This window comes from Clostridium pasteurianum (genome assembly GCF_001705235.1).
Classification (GTDB): Bacteria; Bacillota; Clostridia; order Clostridiales; family Clostridiaceae; genus Clostridium_S; species Clostridium_S pasteurianum_A.
In genome coordinates, this window is record NZ_MCGV01000001.1 from 2,992,266 (window position 1) to 3,008,992 (window position 16,727).

The 16,727-nt window shown below is 28.5% G+C and carries 11 protein-coding genes; 6 read left to right on the top strand and 5 right to left on the bottom strand.

Going from position 1 to position 16,727, the window contains the following annotated elements:
- Positions 1-375: 375 nt before the first annotated feature.
- Positions 376-2,274 (bottom strand): ABC-F family ATP-binding cassette domain-containing protein, encoded by a 1,899-nt coding sequence (locus BEE63_RS13430; protein ID WP_066021870.1) that lies wholly within the window; start codon positions 2,272-2,274, stop codon positions 376-378.
- Positions 2,275-2,612: 338 nt separating this feature from the next.
- On the opposite strand from BEE63_RS13430, the gene BEE63_RS13435 reads away from it, so the two are divergent.
- The 4 genes from BEE63_RS13435 to BEE63_RS13450 all read left to right on the top strand — a co-directional run bounded on the left by BEE63_RS13435 (position 2,613) and on the right by BEE63_RS13450 (position 8,430).
- Positions 2,613-4,202: a DEAD/DEAH box helicase gene (locus BEE63_RS13435; RefSeq protein WP_066023236.1), complete on the top strand. Its 1,590-nt coding sequence runs from the start codon at positions 2,613-2,615 to the stop codon at positions 4,200-4,202.
- Between the two features lie 108 nt (positions 4,203-4,310).
- On the top strand, positions 4,311-5,204 hold the full coding sequence (pdaA, locus tag BEE63_RS13440; protein WP_066021871.1) for a delta-lactam-biosynthetic de-N-acetylase: 894 nt from the start codon (positions 4,311-4,313) through the stop codon (positions 5,202-5,204).
- A gap of 1,398 nt (positions 5,205-6,602) precedes the next feature.
- On the top strand, positions 6,603-7,127 hold the full coding sequence (locus BEE63_RS13445) for an RNA polymerase sigma factor (protein ID WP_081312551.1): 525 nt from the start codon (positions 6,603-6,605) through the stop codon (positions 7,125-7,127).
- Positions 7,117-8,430 (top strand): DUF4179 domain-containing protein, encoded by a 1,314-nt coding sequence (locus tag BEE63_RS13450; protein ID WP_066021872.1) that lies wholly within the window; start codon positions 7,117-7,119, stop codon positions 8,428-8,430. Before BEE63_RS13445 ends, BEE63_RS13450 begins: the two co-directional genes overlap by 11 nt.
- Before the next feature lie 80 nt (positions 8,431-8,510).
- Here BEE63_RS13450 and BEE63_RS13455 read toward each other — a convergent pair whose 3' ends face one another.
- Positions 8,511-8,912 carry a CBS domain-containing protein gene (locus tag BEE63_RS13455; protein ID WP_066021873.1) on the bottom strand — a complete coding sequence of 134 codons (402 nt, stop codon included), beginning with the start codon at positions 8,910-8,912 and terminating at the stop codon, positions 8,511-8,513.
- Between the two features lie 578 nt (positions 8,913-9,490).
- Here BEE63_RS13455 and abc-f point away from each other — a divergent pair.
- Both abc-f and BEE63_RS13465 read left to right on the top strand, forming a co-directional pair.
- Positions 9,491-11,077 carry a ribosomal protection-like ABC-F family protein gene (abc-f, locus tag BEE63_RS13460; RefSeq protein WP_066021874.1) on the top strand — a complete coding sequence of 529 codons (1,587 nt, stop codon included), beginning with the start codon at positions 9,491-9,493 and terminating at the stop codon, positions 11,075-11,077.
- Between the two features lie 106 nt (positions 11,078-11,183).
- Positions 11,184-14,114, top strand: a complete 2,931-nt coding sequence (locus BEE63_RS13465) for an insulinase family protein (protein ID WP_066021875.1) — start codon at positions 11,184-11,186, stop codon at positions 14,112-14,114.
- 289 nt (positions 14,115-14,403) lie between these two features.
- Here the strand turns inward: BEE63_RS13465 and add are convergent, their stop codons facing one another.
- From add to BEE63_RS13480, 3 genes are read right to left on the bottom strand one after another with little or no spacing between them, the layout of a single operon-like run.
- Positions 14,404-15,402, bottom strand: a complete 999-nt coding sequence (add, locus tag BEE63_RS13470; protein ID WP_066021876.1) for an adenosine deaminase — start codon at positions 15,400-15,402, stop codon at positions 14,404-14,406.
- A gap of 50 nt (positions 15,403-15,452) precedes the next feature.
- Entirely contained in the window at positions 15,453-15,923 is a 471-nt protein-coding gene (locus BEE63_RS13475; RefSeq protein ID WP_066021877.1) for a dihydrofolate reductase, read from the bottom strand.
- Entirely contained in the window at positions 15,923-16,714 is a 792-nt protein-coding gene (locus BEE63_RS13480; protein WP_066021878.1) for a thymidylate synthase, read from the bottom strand. Before BEE63_RS13480 ends, BEE63_RS13475 begins: the two co-directional genes overlap by 1 nt.
- Positions 16,715-16,727: the final 13 nt, after the last annotated feature.

Here is a 16,727-nt window from a genome sequence, read left to right on the forward strand (position 1 = left end):
GAGTGTATAATAAGTACGAAACTTTCACTAGGATTCACCTCTTTTTTTATTTTATTTTTCTGTTTCAATCACTTACTGACGGGCGAAGCGATGTCAGTACTCTACACCTCGGTTGTATTTCCTCTAAATCTTTTAGTGGTGTATTTTGCCACTTCATTTAAAATTCCGTAGGTACGAAGGAATTTTTTCATTAAACGTTCCTATAAAAAAGCAATAGTTTTTGTGACGGTTTAAATAAATTTTGATAAATCTTAGTGGAATATTGTAAAAAGTCTTAGAACTTTTAATCTGTTTGAGTGAAGTGAGTTATTAAAAGTTCTTAGACTTTTTATAATATTCCTCTTAGATTTATCAAATTTATTTAATGTCACAAAACTATTGCTTTTTTATCCTTTCTGCTAAGTCATTTAAATATTCCCATCTAGCATAAAGATGTTCAAGTTTATCTTTGATTTCTTTTTTTTGAGGCATTAGATCTTCTAGAAGCATGTAGTCGCTGCCAGCAGAATTTATTTTATCTTCAATTTCAGTTAATTCGCCTTCAGTTTTTTCTATTACAGAATCTATTGTTTCATATTCTCTTTGCTCGTTAAAGGAAAACTTGAGCTTTGAGGATTTTGATTTTTCTGTTTTATTTTTTGCCTTAGGTGATTCCTGTTTTTTTGCTTGAGTATCCTCTGATTTTGCTTTTTCAAGATAATCGGAATAGTTTCCGGTATTATATTCTATTGAGCCGCTTCCTTTAAATATTAGAAGCTTATTTGCAAGTTTATCAAGAAAGTATCTGTCATGTGATACTGTTACGATAGTACCTTGAAAGTCTTTTAGATAATCTTCAAGTATGGTAAGTGTCTCAATATCTAAATCATTTGTAGGTTCGTCTAGAAGGAGAACATTTGGAGCTTCCATTAAAATTCTAAGTAAAAATAATCTTCTTTTTTCTCCTCCTGATAATTTTGATATAGGTGTCCACTGCATTTCAGAAGTAAATAAGAATTTTTCAAGCATCTTTGAAGCACTTATAAGTTCATCCTTTGAGTCCCTTATAAATTCTGCTCCTTCTTTGATGTATTCTATTACTCGGGAATTTTCATCTATAATTGGAGTCTCTTGAGAAAAGTATCCTAATTTAACGGTTTCGCCTACGTCAATTGTCCCGCTGTCAGGTTCTATTTTTCCTGCTATCATATTTAGGAGAGTTGATTTCCCTATACCATTATGGCCTACTATACCAATTCTATCTCCTCTTGAAAAGATAAAACTGAAGTTAGTTACTGCATTAAAAGTGTCAAATGATTTACTTACATTTTTTAGTTCAATTACTTTTTTACCTAATCTAGAACCTGCTGTTGAAATTTCAATTTTATCTTCTATTATGGTGCTTTCTTCATTATTTAAATCATTAAATCTTTGAATTCTTGCTTTTTGCTTTGTGGATCTTGCTTTTGCACCTCTTTTTATCCAGGCAAGTTCACGTCTTAATAAATTGTTTTTCTTTTGCTCAGAGGAGGCTTCAATTTGTTCTCTTTCTACCTTCTTTTCAAGGAATACACTGTAATTACCTGTATAAGTATAGATGTTTCCACTATGAAGTTCTAAGATTTTATTTGATATTCTATCGAGAAAATATCTATCATGGGTTACCATGAAAACTGCACTCTTTGTAGATTTAAGATATTGTTCAAGCCACTCTATAGTTTCATTGTCAAGATGGTTTGTAGGCTCATCTAGTACTAAAAGGTTTGAAGGGGTTATGAGGGTTTCGGCTAGAGAAATACGCTTTTTTTGACCACCCGATAAAGTGCCAACTTTTGCACTAAAATCATTTATGCCCAATTTAGTGAGTATGGTTTTGGCGTTACTTTCTATATTCCACAAGCCCATAGAATCCATTTGACTGGTTAGACTTAACAGTAAATCTTGGCTTTTAGCGTCGTTACTTTTTTTAGCTGCATTTTCAAGGGAGGCCTCATATTTTCTAAGCAAATTCATTTCTTTAGAATCGCCTTTGAAAATTTGTTCTAGTACTGTGGCATTATCATCAAAGCTTGAATTTTGAGGCAGATAATTCATAGTTAAAGTATTAGAAGTTGTTATTTTTCCACTGTCGTAATCTTCTGTGCCGCATAAAATTTTAAGTAGAGTTGATTTACCAGTACCATTTATGCCTATAACACCTATTTTGTCTCCTTGATTTATGCTTAAGGAGACTTTATTTAAAAGAACTTTTTCACCATAGTTCTTTGATATATTTTCTAAAGTTATTAAATTCATATCAAAAATCCTTTCCATATTTATATTAGGAAAACAAGTATAATTATATTAACTTAACTTTCATATATATAAATTATACAATATAAGTATTATATCATATTTTAATGTAGGTATTTTTATAGATATTTAGTATGTTAAACGTATACTTATGTTGCTTATTATTTTTTTGTATGTTAATATTATTATGTTAATCTAGGTTTGAATTTTAATGTGCATGAAAATTTAAAGAATAGGCAATACTAAAAGTATATAGATTGATTTTGGTGGCTGTTGATATGTCAACAGCTTTTTTTAAGGGAAAAAGTGTATTAAGTGTATTAAAGGAAGGAAAAGATTTAATGGAAAACAAAAAATTTAGTGATTTAAAATTGAATAGCAGCGTGTTAAAGGCTATAGATGATATGGGATTTGAAGAGCCATCTAAAATACAGGCAGAGGCAATTCCTGTAGTTATAGATGGATATGATATGATAGGTCAGGCTCAAACAGGAACTGGAAAAACTGTTGCATTTGGAGCACCAATAATAAGTAAAATTAAAGATATGGAAAATAAAGAAGGAATTCAGTCTATCATATTAACACCTACAAGGGAGCTTGCTATTCAAATAACTGATGAACTTACAAGACTTTCAAAGTATGCAAGAGTTAAGGTTTTACCTGTATATGGAGGACAATCGATAGAGAGACAAGTAAGAGCAATTAAAAGAGGAGTAGATATTATAGTTGCAACTCCTGGAAGAATAATGGATCACATAAAGAGAAGGACAGTAAAACTAGATAAGGTTAAATTTTTAGTCCTTGATGAAGCAGATGAAATGCTTGATATGGGATTTATAGATGATATTGAAGGTATAATAAAAAATATAAATAGTGATAGACAGACAATGCTTTTTTCAGCAACAATGCCTCAACCAATAAAAAGATTAGCTTCTCATTATATGAAAAAAGAAGTTAAGCATATAGCAATAATGAAAAATTCATTAACTGTTGAGAAAATAAAGCAGTTTTATTTTGAAGTTAAAAATAAAGATAAGTTCGAAGCTTTATGCAGGATAATAGATGTTGAAGAACCTGAAATTACTATAATTTTCTGTAGAACTAAAAGAGGAGTTGATGAACTCGTAGAATCTATGCAGTTTAGAGGATACAATGTTGAAGGAATGCATGGTGATATGAGTCAAAATCAAAGAATAAGTACTCTTAAAAAATTCAAGGAAAATAACATTGATTTTTTAGTTGCAACAGATGTAGCAGCTAGAGGAATAGATGTTCATAATGTATCACATGTTATAAATTATGATATACCTCAGGATATGGAATCTTATGTTCATAGAATAGGAAGAACAGGAAGAGCCAATGCTGAAGGTACAGCGTATTCATTAGTAACTCCTAAAGAGTACATAATGATTAAACAAATTGAAAAGTTTACAAAGAGCAAAATAAGAAGAAAAGAAATACCTACAGTAGATGATATTTTTGAGACTAAATATAATAATTTAATTGATAAAATAAGAAAAAATATAGAAAAAGATGATTTTAAAAAGTATGTTCCTTTTGTTGAAAAGCTTGATGATGAATTTAATATTGTTGATGTATCAGCAGCTTTGGTAAAAATGATATTTGATAAAGAAATGAACTTTGATTACAAGGAAAATGAACTTAATACTACTGATGAGAATGTTAGATTGTTCTTCAGCGTAGGAAGAAAAGATAAATTGAGTGTAAAAAAGTTGCTTGAATTTATAGATGATACAGCAGGTGTTTCAGGTAATGAAGTTGGAGATATAGATATACTTGATAAATTTACTTTTGTTGATGTTCCTGAAAAACTTAAGGACGTTATAATAAAAAGCTCAAATGGTAAAAAGATAAATGGCAGAAGAGTAAATATAGAAGTAGCTAAATCTAGAAAAAAGCATAATAAATAGAAGTTTACTAAAAGCACGTTAGGATAAAAAAACCTAAGGTGCTTTTTTTTTCTTAAAATATATTTAAAAAAAAGGAACATAATAATAGATGAAAAGGAAGTGTTACCGTTGAAGAAAAAAGTTAGTTTGATTTTAGTCGTAATATTGATGAGTATTTTAGTATTGCCAAATAAAATTGCTGCTGCCAATGTAAGTAAGACACCTGTTATGCAGGAAAATTCCAAGTTTGATGGCTCACAAGGAGAGAATTTTGTAGATAAAATTAAAAATGTTTTTCAGAATAAAAGTCATAATGGATTTAAAACTCAGGCACATGAATGGTATTATATGAATGAAAATCAGAAAAAGGGTGTAGAAGAAGGTCCACCAAAAGAAACATCAGATTATGTTCCTAAGTACAAATGTTACTATATTGGAGATAAATCTAAAAAAGTTATTTATCTTACTTTTGATGAAGGATATGAAAAAGGTTATACACCTAAGATTTTGGATGTTTTAAAAAAGCATAAGGCAAAGGCAGCCTTTTTTGTAGTTAAACCATATATAACAGGAAATCCAGAAATAATAAAAAGAATGGAAAGAGAAGGACACTTAGTATGTAATCACAGTGTACATCATGGTTCTATGCCTTCTATATATGATGAAAAGAAGTTTAAAAGTGAACTAACAGGTGTTGAGGAAGCTTATACGAAAGTAACAGGAAAGAAAATGCCTCAATATTTTAGACCGCCAATGGGAAAGTACAGTGAGTTATCACTTTATCACACTCAAAAATTAGGATATAAGACGATATTCTGGAGCTTTGCCTATGGTGATTGGGAACCCAATAGGCAGCCTAGTAAATATGAAGCAAGAAATAAGATTTTAAGCAGAACGCATAATGGAACAGTTCTTTTACTTCATGCAGTTTCAAAAACAAATGCTGATGTACTAGATGAACTTTTAACAGAGTGGGAGAAGCAGGGCTATAAAATAGGAACTCTTGATGAACTAACGAAATAGCGAATTAACAGTGATTTGGAACATTAAAAAAATTCTATAAATCTAAGATTAAAAAATCTTAAAATCCTAAGATATTTCAATAACTCGCTGAAAAGAAGCTCAGACAAATTGAAATATCTAAGTATTTTAAGATTTTTTAACCAAGATTTATTAGAATTTTTTTAAATCGTTCCAAATTACTGTTAATTCACTTAGAGGGTAAAGCAAGGAAGATTTTCTTCCGCTCGCGCTTCGGAAAATCTAGGTTAAAAGATTATATAATGCTAAGACATAAATAATGAAAATCCTAAGATATTTCAATAACTCGCTGAAAAGAAGCTCAGACAAATTGAAATATCTAAGTATTTTAAGATTTTTCAACCAAGATTTATTAGAATTTTTTTAAATCGTTCCAAATTACTGTTAATTCACTTAGAGGGTAAAGCAAGGAAGATTTTCTTCCGCTCGCGCTTCGGAAAATCTAGGTTAAAAGATTATATAATGCTAAGACATAAATAATGAAAATCCTAAGATATTTCAATAACTCGCTGAAAAGAAGCTCAGACAAATTGAAATATCTAAGTATTTTAAGATTTTTCAACCAAGATTTATTAGAATTTTTTTAAATCGTTCCAAATTACTGTTAATTCACTTAGAGGGTAAAGCAAGGAAGATTTTCTTCCGCTCGCGCTTCGGAAAATCTAGGTTAAAAGATTATATAATGCTAAGACATAAATAATGAAAATCCTAAGATATTTCAATAACTCGCTGAAAAGAAGCTCAGACAAATTGAAATATCTAAGTATTTTAAGATTTTTCAACCAAGATTTATTAGAATTTTTTTAAATCGTTCCAAATCACTGTTAATTCACTTAGAGGGTAAAGCAAGGAAGATTTTCTTCCACTCGCGCTCTCGAAAATCTGAATTAAAAGCTTATATAGATTTAAACTTTTAATTATGGCAATTTTAGGAGGTTTGAATTTGATTAGGATGTAAGTGGATAGTGGATTGTTAATATGGATTTATCTTTATAGTATTAAGTATATTTTTAAAATTATATAGTTTATTCTCATTTTTGTGACACTACTTATAATTACGTAGTATTTCAAAATTCCGTAGGTACGGAGGAATTTTTTCCTTAAAATCATATTCATATAAAATAATAATATTACAGAACGATTTAAATAAAAATCAATAAATCTTGGAGCTTAATCATTAAAAAACTTAGAAGTTTTAAGTGTTTGAGCTTTTAGCGAGTTATTAAAACTTCTTAGCTTTTTAATGATTAAGCCCCTTAGATTTATGATTTTTATTTAATGTTCAGTAATATTATTATTTTATATGAAACTTTTTTATTTACATAATCATCTAACATATGTAAAATCAAAATGCTGCAGTATTTGAAAGAAGGTTAAGATTTGGAGATAAAGAAACTAGTTTTAGAAAGTAAAAAAGGAGATGTGTCTGCATTCATGCAGCTTTTGCGTAATAAAGAAGATATGATTTATAAAATTTCTTTTACATATACAAAAAATCAATATGATGCAGAGGATTGTATATCTGAGGCTGCAATAAAGGGCTTTGATAAAATAAAACAGTTAAAAGATGAGGATAAATTCTATAGTTGGTTTACAACTATATTAATAAATGTATGTAGAAACCATCTTAGGACAAGTAAAAGAACCGCATCAGATGAAGAATTAAATAGTATTAAAGATGAGTTCTCTTATAATTCTATCGAGGATAAGATTATAATACAGGATTTACTTAATAAATTGAAAAAGGATGAAAGAGATATATTAGTACTTAGGTATTTAAAAGATTACTCTATAAAAGAAGTTGCTAGTATTATGGACATACCTCTTAGTACTGTTAAGACAAAAATATATAGAAGTCTTAAATTTTTAAGAGATAAAAATAGGGAGGTAAAAAATGAATACTAATATTCCTGATGATTTAATGGACAATGTGGAGAGAAATTTGAGAAATCACATTTTAAAAAAAAGGAGAAAAAGTTATATGTATAAGGCAGCTGCCGCTTTTATTGCTGTGTTTATTGTTTTACCACTTTCAGGGTTTGCATACGCCAGATATGAGAGCAGCATTCCGTATAAGCAGGAGGTTGATCTTGCTGTTAAAAATAATAATATTTCAAAGATAAATAAAACCTTTAAATATAAAAATGTTTCTTTTAATATAAAGGAAATAATTGCAGATGAAACTGGAATTGAAGTTATATATTCTTCATCCAATCCAAAGTATTCAATAAGTAATTTTGGATTTTCAGGTGCAAATAATAAAAGTATAATATACGGATATTCTATGCCAACACCGGATCCAAAGGAAAATGAAAAGGCATTTAATATAACTTTAGATAAAGATAGTATAAATTATATTATGAATAATCCAGTGAAGCTTCATATAAAAGGACTTCATTACGATAGCACGGGAAGCATAATGGACAAGATAAATTTAGCACTTGACGGAAAAAGTGTTAAAGTTGATTGGACACTTAATACTAAGCTCATGGTGCAAAAGGTAAAAACAATTCCAATTAATAAGAATTATAAGCTTGATGTGGGAGATTTAAAGTTAAAGTGTTTAAAGGAAGGAGTACTTAAAAGTATTATAGAATATGAATTTGTACCTAATAATAAGAATGTGGCAAATGATGTACAACCTGATTTTGCGATAAGAATAAACAATAAATATGTTGATACTTCTGTAGGAGCAGGAGAAGAAGGAAACTTTGAATTTAAATCTGTATATTATACCAAAGTGGATAAAGTTGGAATAAGATTAATAGGTATGAATGTAAGATATGATTTTGGTACAGTACCTAAAAAATATATTCTTAAAAAAGGCAGCTATGATTTTGAAGGAAATAAATTTAGCATTACATCTATAAAGAATAATAAAGATAAATCTAAAGAAATAGACTTTAAATATGAGTCTGATAATAGAACATATACGAGTCTTATGCTTTCTTTTGGGGATACAATAGGATATGAGTCTAATGGGAGTGGCCATAAGAAATTGACATATGTTGATCAGAAAAATAGAGATGCTATTTATAATAAGCTAAACAATGAAATACCTAATATGAGTAAATATAAGAATCTTTATTCATATGATTCAAGTACTGAAAAGTATACAGTTAAAGCTGCTGAAAAAGTAAATGAATTTTGGATTGAAGAAGCTCAAAAGTATAATTTATACGATGAAGATGAGATTATAATAAAATAGAAAATAGCTGTCTCAAGTAAAATTGGGACAGCTATTTTTTCGGATGATGTATGGATAACTTAGAATCATAGTTAGAAGTTTTATACTGCATAACAACTTTTATGATTTAAGATGTCGTCTTTTTTTATTATTCCGATAAATTTATTATTATCATCCGCAACAGGTAAAAAATTGACATTGGTTACTGGAAAAGCAATATCCTCAATATCGCAATTTATACCTAAGGGATTGTTTATTACATGTTTTATTATATCTAAAATTCCAACCTTATTGAAATCTTTAAAATGCAAGTTAGGTGAATTTTTAATTTTTCTAATAATATCTTCTCTATTTATAAAACCAGCATATTCACCTTTACTATTTAAGATTATAAGCTCATTGCAATTGTAATATTTCATTCTTTCTAGAGCTTGTCTAAGCGTAGAAGTTAATTTTGCATATACAATTTGTTTTTTAGGAGTTATAAAAAACGCTATATTCATAATTATTAACCTCTTTTCTAATTAATTACTATTACAATATCTATTATACACATAAATTTTAAAAATGTCCATATGTTTATTGATAAATCAATAAAAATAATGCAAAAAAATGATAAATTAATAATAGAACTTAAGGTTGATAAAAAAGTCATTATAATATAAAATAAAAATAAGTAAATTGAAAGGTAAGGTATGGAATAGTGCGAAAGTAATCTTTTTTAGAACGATAATAACAAAAAATATGGTTATAACTATACATTTTTTTGTTATATTTAAAAATTCTAGAGAGGATTACTCAGTATAATATAGATAAAATTTATGTCATTTATATAGATTTACTTTTATATCTATTTATGTGATTTTTGATGTGTGACTTAAGAGTAATTATAAGTTTATGCATCAATATCAACGCTTTAAAGCGTACTAGAAATACTTAAAGAAGATTATTTTTAAAATAAGTGTAAGTTGAGCACGTATTTTCAAAATGAACTGATAAATATATTGTTAGGTAATTCTCTCTTATAAGGTTAAGTAAATTAGGTTTACTATAAACTGGTTGATAATAGGAGGGATTTTTTTTGTTGTATTTAGAAATAAGTAATTTAAAAAAATATTTTGGAGATAAATTAGTATTTGATATAGAAAACTTAAAAATTTATAGCGAAGATAAGGTAGGAATTATAGGAGTAAATGGTGCTGGCAAGAGTACTCTATTAAATATAATTTCAGGAAAAGTTAAGGCAGAGGAAGGTTTTATAAAAGTATATGAAAAATATTCATATATATATCAATTAGCTGAAGATGAATTAGATAGTATAGAGAATTTAAGTGGGGGAGAAAAAACTAAATTAAAAATAGAGAAAGCCTTTCATAAAAAATCATCTATTTTAATGGCAGATGAACCTACATCCAATCTTGATATATCATCTGTAAAGAAACTAGAAAATATGCTCTTAGGCTTTAAAGGCGCAGTACTTCTAGTTTCACATGATAGAGGACTTCTTGATACAGTTTGCAATAAAATAATTGAAATCGAAAATGGTAAACTTACTTTATACAAAGGAAATTATACAGAGTTTTTAAGGCAGAAAAATATTGAAATGCAGAGGAAAGAATTTGAATATAACAATTATATTAAAGAAAAATCAAGGCTTGAAGGAGCTATCCACGATACGTATGGTAAAATGCAAAGTGTGAATAAAGCTCCAAGGAGGATGGGAAATTCAGAAGCAAGACTTCACAAAATGGGGGATCAAAGAGCTAAGGCAAATTTAGATAAAAAAAGAAAAGCTATAGAAGCTAGAATGAAGCACCTTGAGATAAAAGAAAAACCATTTAAAAACGAGAAAACTAAAATAGATTTTGCATATTCTGAAAAAATACATTCTAAAATAATTATAAAGGGCAATAATATAAATAAAAGGTTTGGTAAAAAAGTAATATTTGAAGGTGCTGAGTTTAATATATTAAATGGTTCAAAAACAGCTCTTATTGGGAATAATGGATGTGGAAAAACAACGCTTATTAGAATGATAATGAATGACGAGAAGGGCATAGCTGTGTCTCGAAAAGCACAAATAGGATATTTTAGTCAAGAACTTGATGTGCTTTCAAAAGATAAAACAATACTTGAAAATGTAATGGAAGATTCTATTTATGATGAAAAGTTTGTGAGACATACTCTTGCAAGACTTTTATTTAAAAGAGAAGATGTTTATAAAAAGGTTTATAATTTAAGTGGAGGAGAAAGAGTAAAAGTTTCATTTGCTAAAATAATACTTGGTAAAAGTAATATACTTGTATTAGATGAGCCTACAAATTATCTTGATGTATATTCCATGGAGGCATTAGAGTCAGTACTTAAGGAATATAGAGGAACTTTATTATTTGTTTCTCATGATAGAAAGTTTATAAGTAATATTGCAGATTGTATAATAAGTATTAATAATCATAAGATAAGTGAGTATAATTGTAATTACAGCGAATACATGGATTTAATGAATGGAAAGGATAAAAATAGAAATATAGAAGATACTAAGATAGTTCTCAAAAATAGATTATCAGAAATAATAGGGCGATTATCTATGCCTTCAAGGGATGATGAAATTGGAAAATTAGATATGGAATATAAAATAATATTAAAAAAACTTAAAGAAATTGAATGATATTAGTTATTAAAATAAATAAACTTGTAATATTGAGTTTGCTTATTTTATAATATAGTATATATTACCATAAGGGTTTTAGTTCACATTGAGGAGAGTGATATGAGTGAATGATTTAAAAAAAGATAGCATTTATCATGGATTTAAATTTATAAACGAAGAAGATATTAAAGAGATAAATTCAAAAGCATTTATGTTTGAACATGTAAAAAGTGGTGCAAGACTTCTATACCTTCAAAATGATGATAAGAATAAGGTTTTCTCCATTAGTTTTAGGACTCCACCAAAGAATAGTACAGGGGTTTTTCATATACTTGAACATTCTGTTTTATGTGGTTCTGATAAATATCCAGTCAAAGAACCTTTTGTGGAGCTCTTAAAAGGTTCTTTAAATACATTTTTGAATGCTTTTACTTTTAGCGATAAGACAATGTATCCTGTTGCCAGTAAAAATGATAAAGATTTTTTAAATTTGATGGATGTATATTTAGATGCAGTTTTTCATCCTAATATATATAAATATGAAGAAATATTTCAGCAAGAAGGATGGCATTATGAATTAAATAATAAGAATGAAGACATTGCATATAAGGGTGTTGTTTATAATGAAATGAAGGGTGCATTTTCATCTCCAGAAGGGATTTTAATGAGGAGAATACAGAATTCATTATTTCCAGATACACCTTATGGATTTGAATCTGGTGGAGATCCTGATGATATACCAAAGCTTACTTATGAAGAATTTTTAAATAATCATAAGAAGTATTATAGCCCTAGTAACAGTTATATATATTTGTATGGAGATATGAATTTAGATGAAAAATTAGCATATCTTGATGACAAATATTTGAAGAATTATAATAGGACAGAGGTTGATTCTAAAATAGAACCTCAAAAACCAATTGGAAAGTTAATTGAAAAGACATGTGAATATCCTATATTAAACGATGAAAGTGAAACTGATAAAACTTATTTGAGTATTAATTTTGTGACTGAAAAGTCAACAGATAATGAAAAATACTTAGCCTTTGAAATACTTGAGTATATTTTACTTGAGAGTCAGGGTGCCCCACTCAAAAAAGCTATTCTAAATGCAGGACTTGGAAAAGATGTTTTTGGGCTTTACGATAATGGTATAATGCAGACCTATTTTAGTGTAATAGTTAAAAATTCTAATGAGGATAAGAAAGATGAATTTAAAAAGGTAGTATTTGATACACTTAAAAGTCTTGTTAAGAATGGTATAGATAAAAAGCTTATTGAAGCTGCAATAAATATAAAGGAATTTGAACTTAGAGAAGCAGAATTTCAAACTTATCCTAAAGGCCTTGTTTATAGCATTAAGGCTATGGAAAGTTGGCTTTATGATGGAAATCCAACAAATAATTTAAAGTTTGAGGCTGCACTTAAAAATATAAAGAAGGCACTTACTGAAAATTATTTTGAAAAGCTAATAGATGAATATTTCTTAAACTCAAATCACAGCACTATGGTAATTGTAAAACCATCTAAAACTGTGGAAGCAGAAAGAAGTAAAAGGATACATGAAAAATTAAGTAAACTGAAGTCTTCTATGAATGATAATGAGTTAAATGAAATTATTCAGAGTACTGAAAAATTAAAAGAGAGACAATCAACTGAGGATTCTAAAGAAGATCTTATGAAAATACCTATGCTTTCTTTAAGTGATGTAAATAAAGAAGCTGAAAAGCTTCCACTTGAAGAAAAAGAGGTTGACAAAATTAAAGTACTTCATCACAAGGTATTTACTAATAAGATATTGTATTTAAATCTATACTTTGATTCTTCAGTTATAAATTATGATGATGTTCCATATCTAGCTTTGCTTGAGAATATACTTGGAAGAGTAGATACGGAAAAATATAAATATGAAGATCTTGCAAATGAAATAAACATAAAAACAGGGGATATAAGCTTTGAAAATAATATGTTTATTTCCAAGAATGATGATAAGACATATTGTATGAAATTTACATCTAAAACTAAGGTTATTTTAGATAAGGTAGGCGAAGCTTTTGAACTTTTAGATCAAATTATGTATCATAGTATTTTTGATAATCAAAAGAGAATAAAGGAAATAGTTCAAGAAATCAGATCAAGACTTGAAATGATTATAAATCAAAACGGAAATTCTGTTGCTGCAATAAGACTTAAATCTTATTTTTCACCATCTGGAGAGTACAGTGAGAGAACCAGTGGAGTTAGTTTTTATAAATTTATATGTGATATAGATAAGAATTTTGAAACGAAATTTGATGAAGTTAAGAATAAATTAAAGAGCATATGTGAAATGCTGTTTAATAAAGATAAACTCGTCATAAGTGTAACTGGCGATGATGATATTTATTCTAAGTTTAAAGAAGAATTGCCTAAACTTCAGCTTAGGAGCTTAAAAGTAGCTAAAAATGATAGTGGTTATGAAAAAACTGCAAAGTCAATAAATGAAGGATTAATTACACCAAGCAAAGTTCAGTATGTAGCTAAGGGTTTTAATTACAGAAGACTTGGATATGAATATTCAGGGAAGATGAAGGTACTTAAAAGTATAATAAGTTTAAATTATCTATGGAATAACGTAAGAGTAATGGGTGGAGCATATGGCTGTTCTGCATACATTTTTAGAAATGGTAATATATATTTTACGTCGTATAGAGATCCTAATTTAACAGAGACTTTAAAGGTATATGAAGATGTATATAAATATATTGAAAACTTTAAAGCAGATGATTATGATATGACAAAATATATACTTGGAACTATATCTGCCATAGATCAGCCTCTTGTACCTAGAATAATAGGTGAAAAATCTGATTCTAATTATTTTAGTAAATTGACTTATGAAGATATACAAAAAGAAAGAGATGAAATTTTAAGTACAAAAAAGCAGGATATAAAGGCATACTCAAAATTGCTTAAGGATGTTATGAATGAAAAATATGTATGTGTGCTTGGTAATGATGTTAAAATGAATGCAAGCAAGGAAGTATTTAGCAAGCTTATAAAGGTATTTGAGTAAAGAAGCTAAATAATAGTATTTTCTGAACATTAAATAAAACTCATAAGTCTAAGCTTGTAATTATAAAAATACTAAGGAATTTTAATAACTCGCTAAAAGAATGCTCAGACAAATTAAAATTTCTAAGTCTTTTTATAATTACAAGCAAGACTTATTGAGTTTTATTTAAATTGTTCCTAAAATACTATTATTTAGCTTAAAATAAAAGCAAGGAGAATATTATCATATACGAGGTTTGAATATGTCAAAAAGTTAATAACACCTTTTATTAAGTTTATTTACGATTTTTTTACTTCAAAAGAGAGTTTTTGAAATCATCATCTGTAAAGGAAGAAGTTATTCCATTCTGGATGATTTTTTTTATGTCACTCATGGTGAATGAAAAATTATTCATTATGTTAATATATTCATCAATTAATGATACATTTGAAACGGTTCTGTTATCAGTATTTAAGGTTACTTTTACACCGGCTTCAAAGTATTTTTTTATAGGGTGCTCGGCATAGCTTTTTACAGCTTTAGTATCAAGATTGCTTTTGGGACATATTTCTAGAGGAATTTGGTGTTCAATTAAATAATCTAGAGTTTCTTTATCCTTATAAGCAAAAGTGCCATGTCCTATTCTGTCAGCATGGAGAAGTTTTATTGATGTTAAAATATTTTTGGCTATGCCTGTCTCACCAGCATGTATTGTTATTTTAAGACCTGAATCGTAGGCTAAATCAAAGGCCTTTTGGTGAAGTTCAGGAGGAAAGTCACTTTCATTTCCAGCTAAATCAACAGCACAAACGCCCTTATCAATATACTGCTTCGATAAATTCACAAGATTTATGGAACTTGAGCATGGCTCATGACGAAGAGAACATAATATTAAATTTGAACGTATTTTTAATTTGTTTTCTCCATCTTTCATAGCTTCCAGTGCAGCTTCAACCACATCATTAGGGGTTAAGCCTTTTTCCAGATGCTGAAAAGGTGCAAATCTTATCTCTATATAGGCTATTCCGTCTTTTTTAGCATCTTCTAAAAGTTCCATAGTTACTCTATATATATTTTTTTTACTTTGCATTACTTTAACTGGAAAATAAAATTTTTCTAAGTACTCTTTTAAAGAACCACATTCATTGGAAATTTTAAGCGATTTTTTAAATTCCTCTGATGTTTTATAAGGTATTTCAATATTTTCTTTTAAACATAAGTCAAATACTGTTTCTGGTCTTAGGCTGCCATCTAAGTGACAGTGAAGTTCTGCTTTTGGGATATTTCTAATTTGTTCACGTATATCCATATTTTATTTTTAGCGAAAATGAAGCTTAGGTAATTCGCTAAATATTTCACCTACTTTCTAAATTGTTTTTTTAGTGTAATAAAATCATAGTCAGCATGTTTTATATCTTCAAGTATTGTATAGTTATCTTCATTGAATCTCGGGAAAAATGTGTCCCCAGATTGTTTTGAATGAACTTTTGTAAGATACAATTTGCTCACATAGGGAAGAAGCTCTTTGTATATTTTACCTCCGCCTATTATAAAGTTCTCTTCGCTGGTATTTTTAAGATTTATGATCTTATTTATATCATGTACAATCACTACATTTTCATGTGAATAATCTTGATTTTTGGTCAGTACAATATGTTTTCTGCCTGGAAGTATTCCTGGAAGAGATTCAAAAGTCTTTCGTCCCATTATGATTGTCTTACCCATTGTGAGTGTTTTAAACCTTTTTAAATCTTCAGGAAGGTGCCATATTAATTTATTGTTATTTCCAATTACAAAGTCCTCATTTAATGCGGCTATTATACTTAACATTATACTGCTACCTCCATTTTTATTTTATCATGATGTTTATAATCGATTAATTTAATATCATCAATTGTAAAATCATAAAAATTCTTGATTTCAGGATTTATCCAAAGTGTCGGTGCAGCATATGCATTATTTTTTCTCTGAAGTTGAACTTTCATGCCTTCTAATTGATTTTTATATATGTGGGCATTATTTATGATATGTGTGAAAAGTCCTGGCTTAAAGCCTGTAACTTGTGCTATTAGGTGGACTAAAACAGCATACTGGCACATGTTAAAAGGAACTCCCAGCGGCATATCACCACTTCTTTGGACTAACATACAGTTTAATCGGTCATCTTCCACATCCCATAAGGTTTCATAGCAGCATGGAGTAAGAGACATATCTTTTAAATCTGCGATGTTCCATAGTGATATTATCATACGCCTGCTTTGTGGATCAGTTTTAAGTGTGTGAATTAAATTGTCAATCTGCTTAAACTTTGCTACCTGATATCCATATGCTTTTCCTATGGTTCCATTTCCTAGCATCCATTCATCCCATATGTGTACATTTTCTGCCTGTAGTTTTCTAACATCATTTGATTGCTCCTTGTATATCCAAAGAAGTTCTTTTACAGAGGTTTTGAAAGCTACAAATTTCGTTGTAAGTATGGGGAATTCTTTGGATAAATCAAATTGCATTATTTGGTGAGGCAATTTATATGTTTCTATTCCAGTTCTATTATTAGCATAGTAACCGTTCTTTAATATGTTTTCTACTATATTTAAGTATTGATTATCAGCTTCACTCATTAAAAATTCCTCC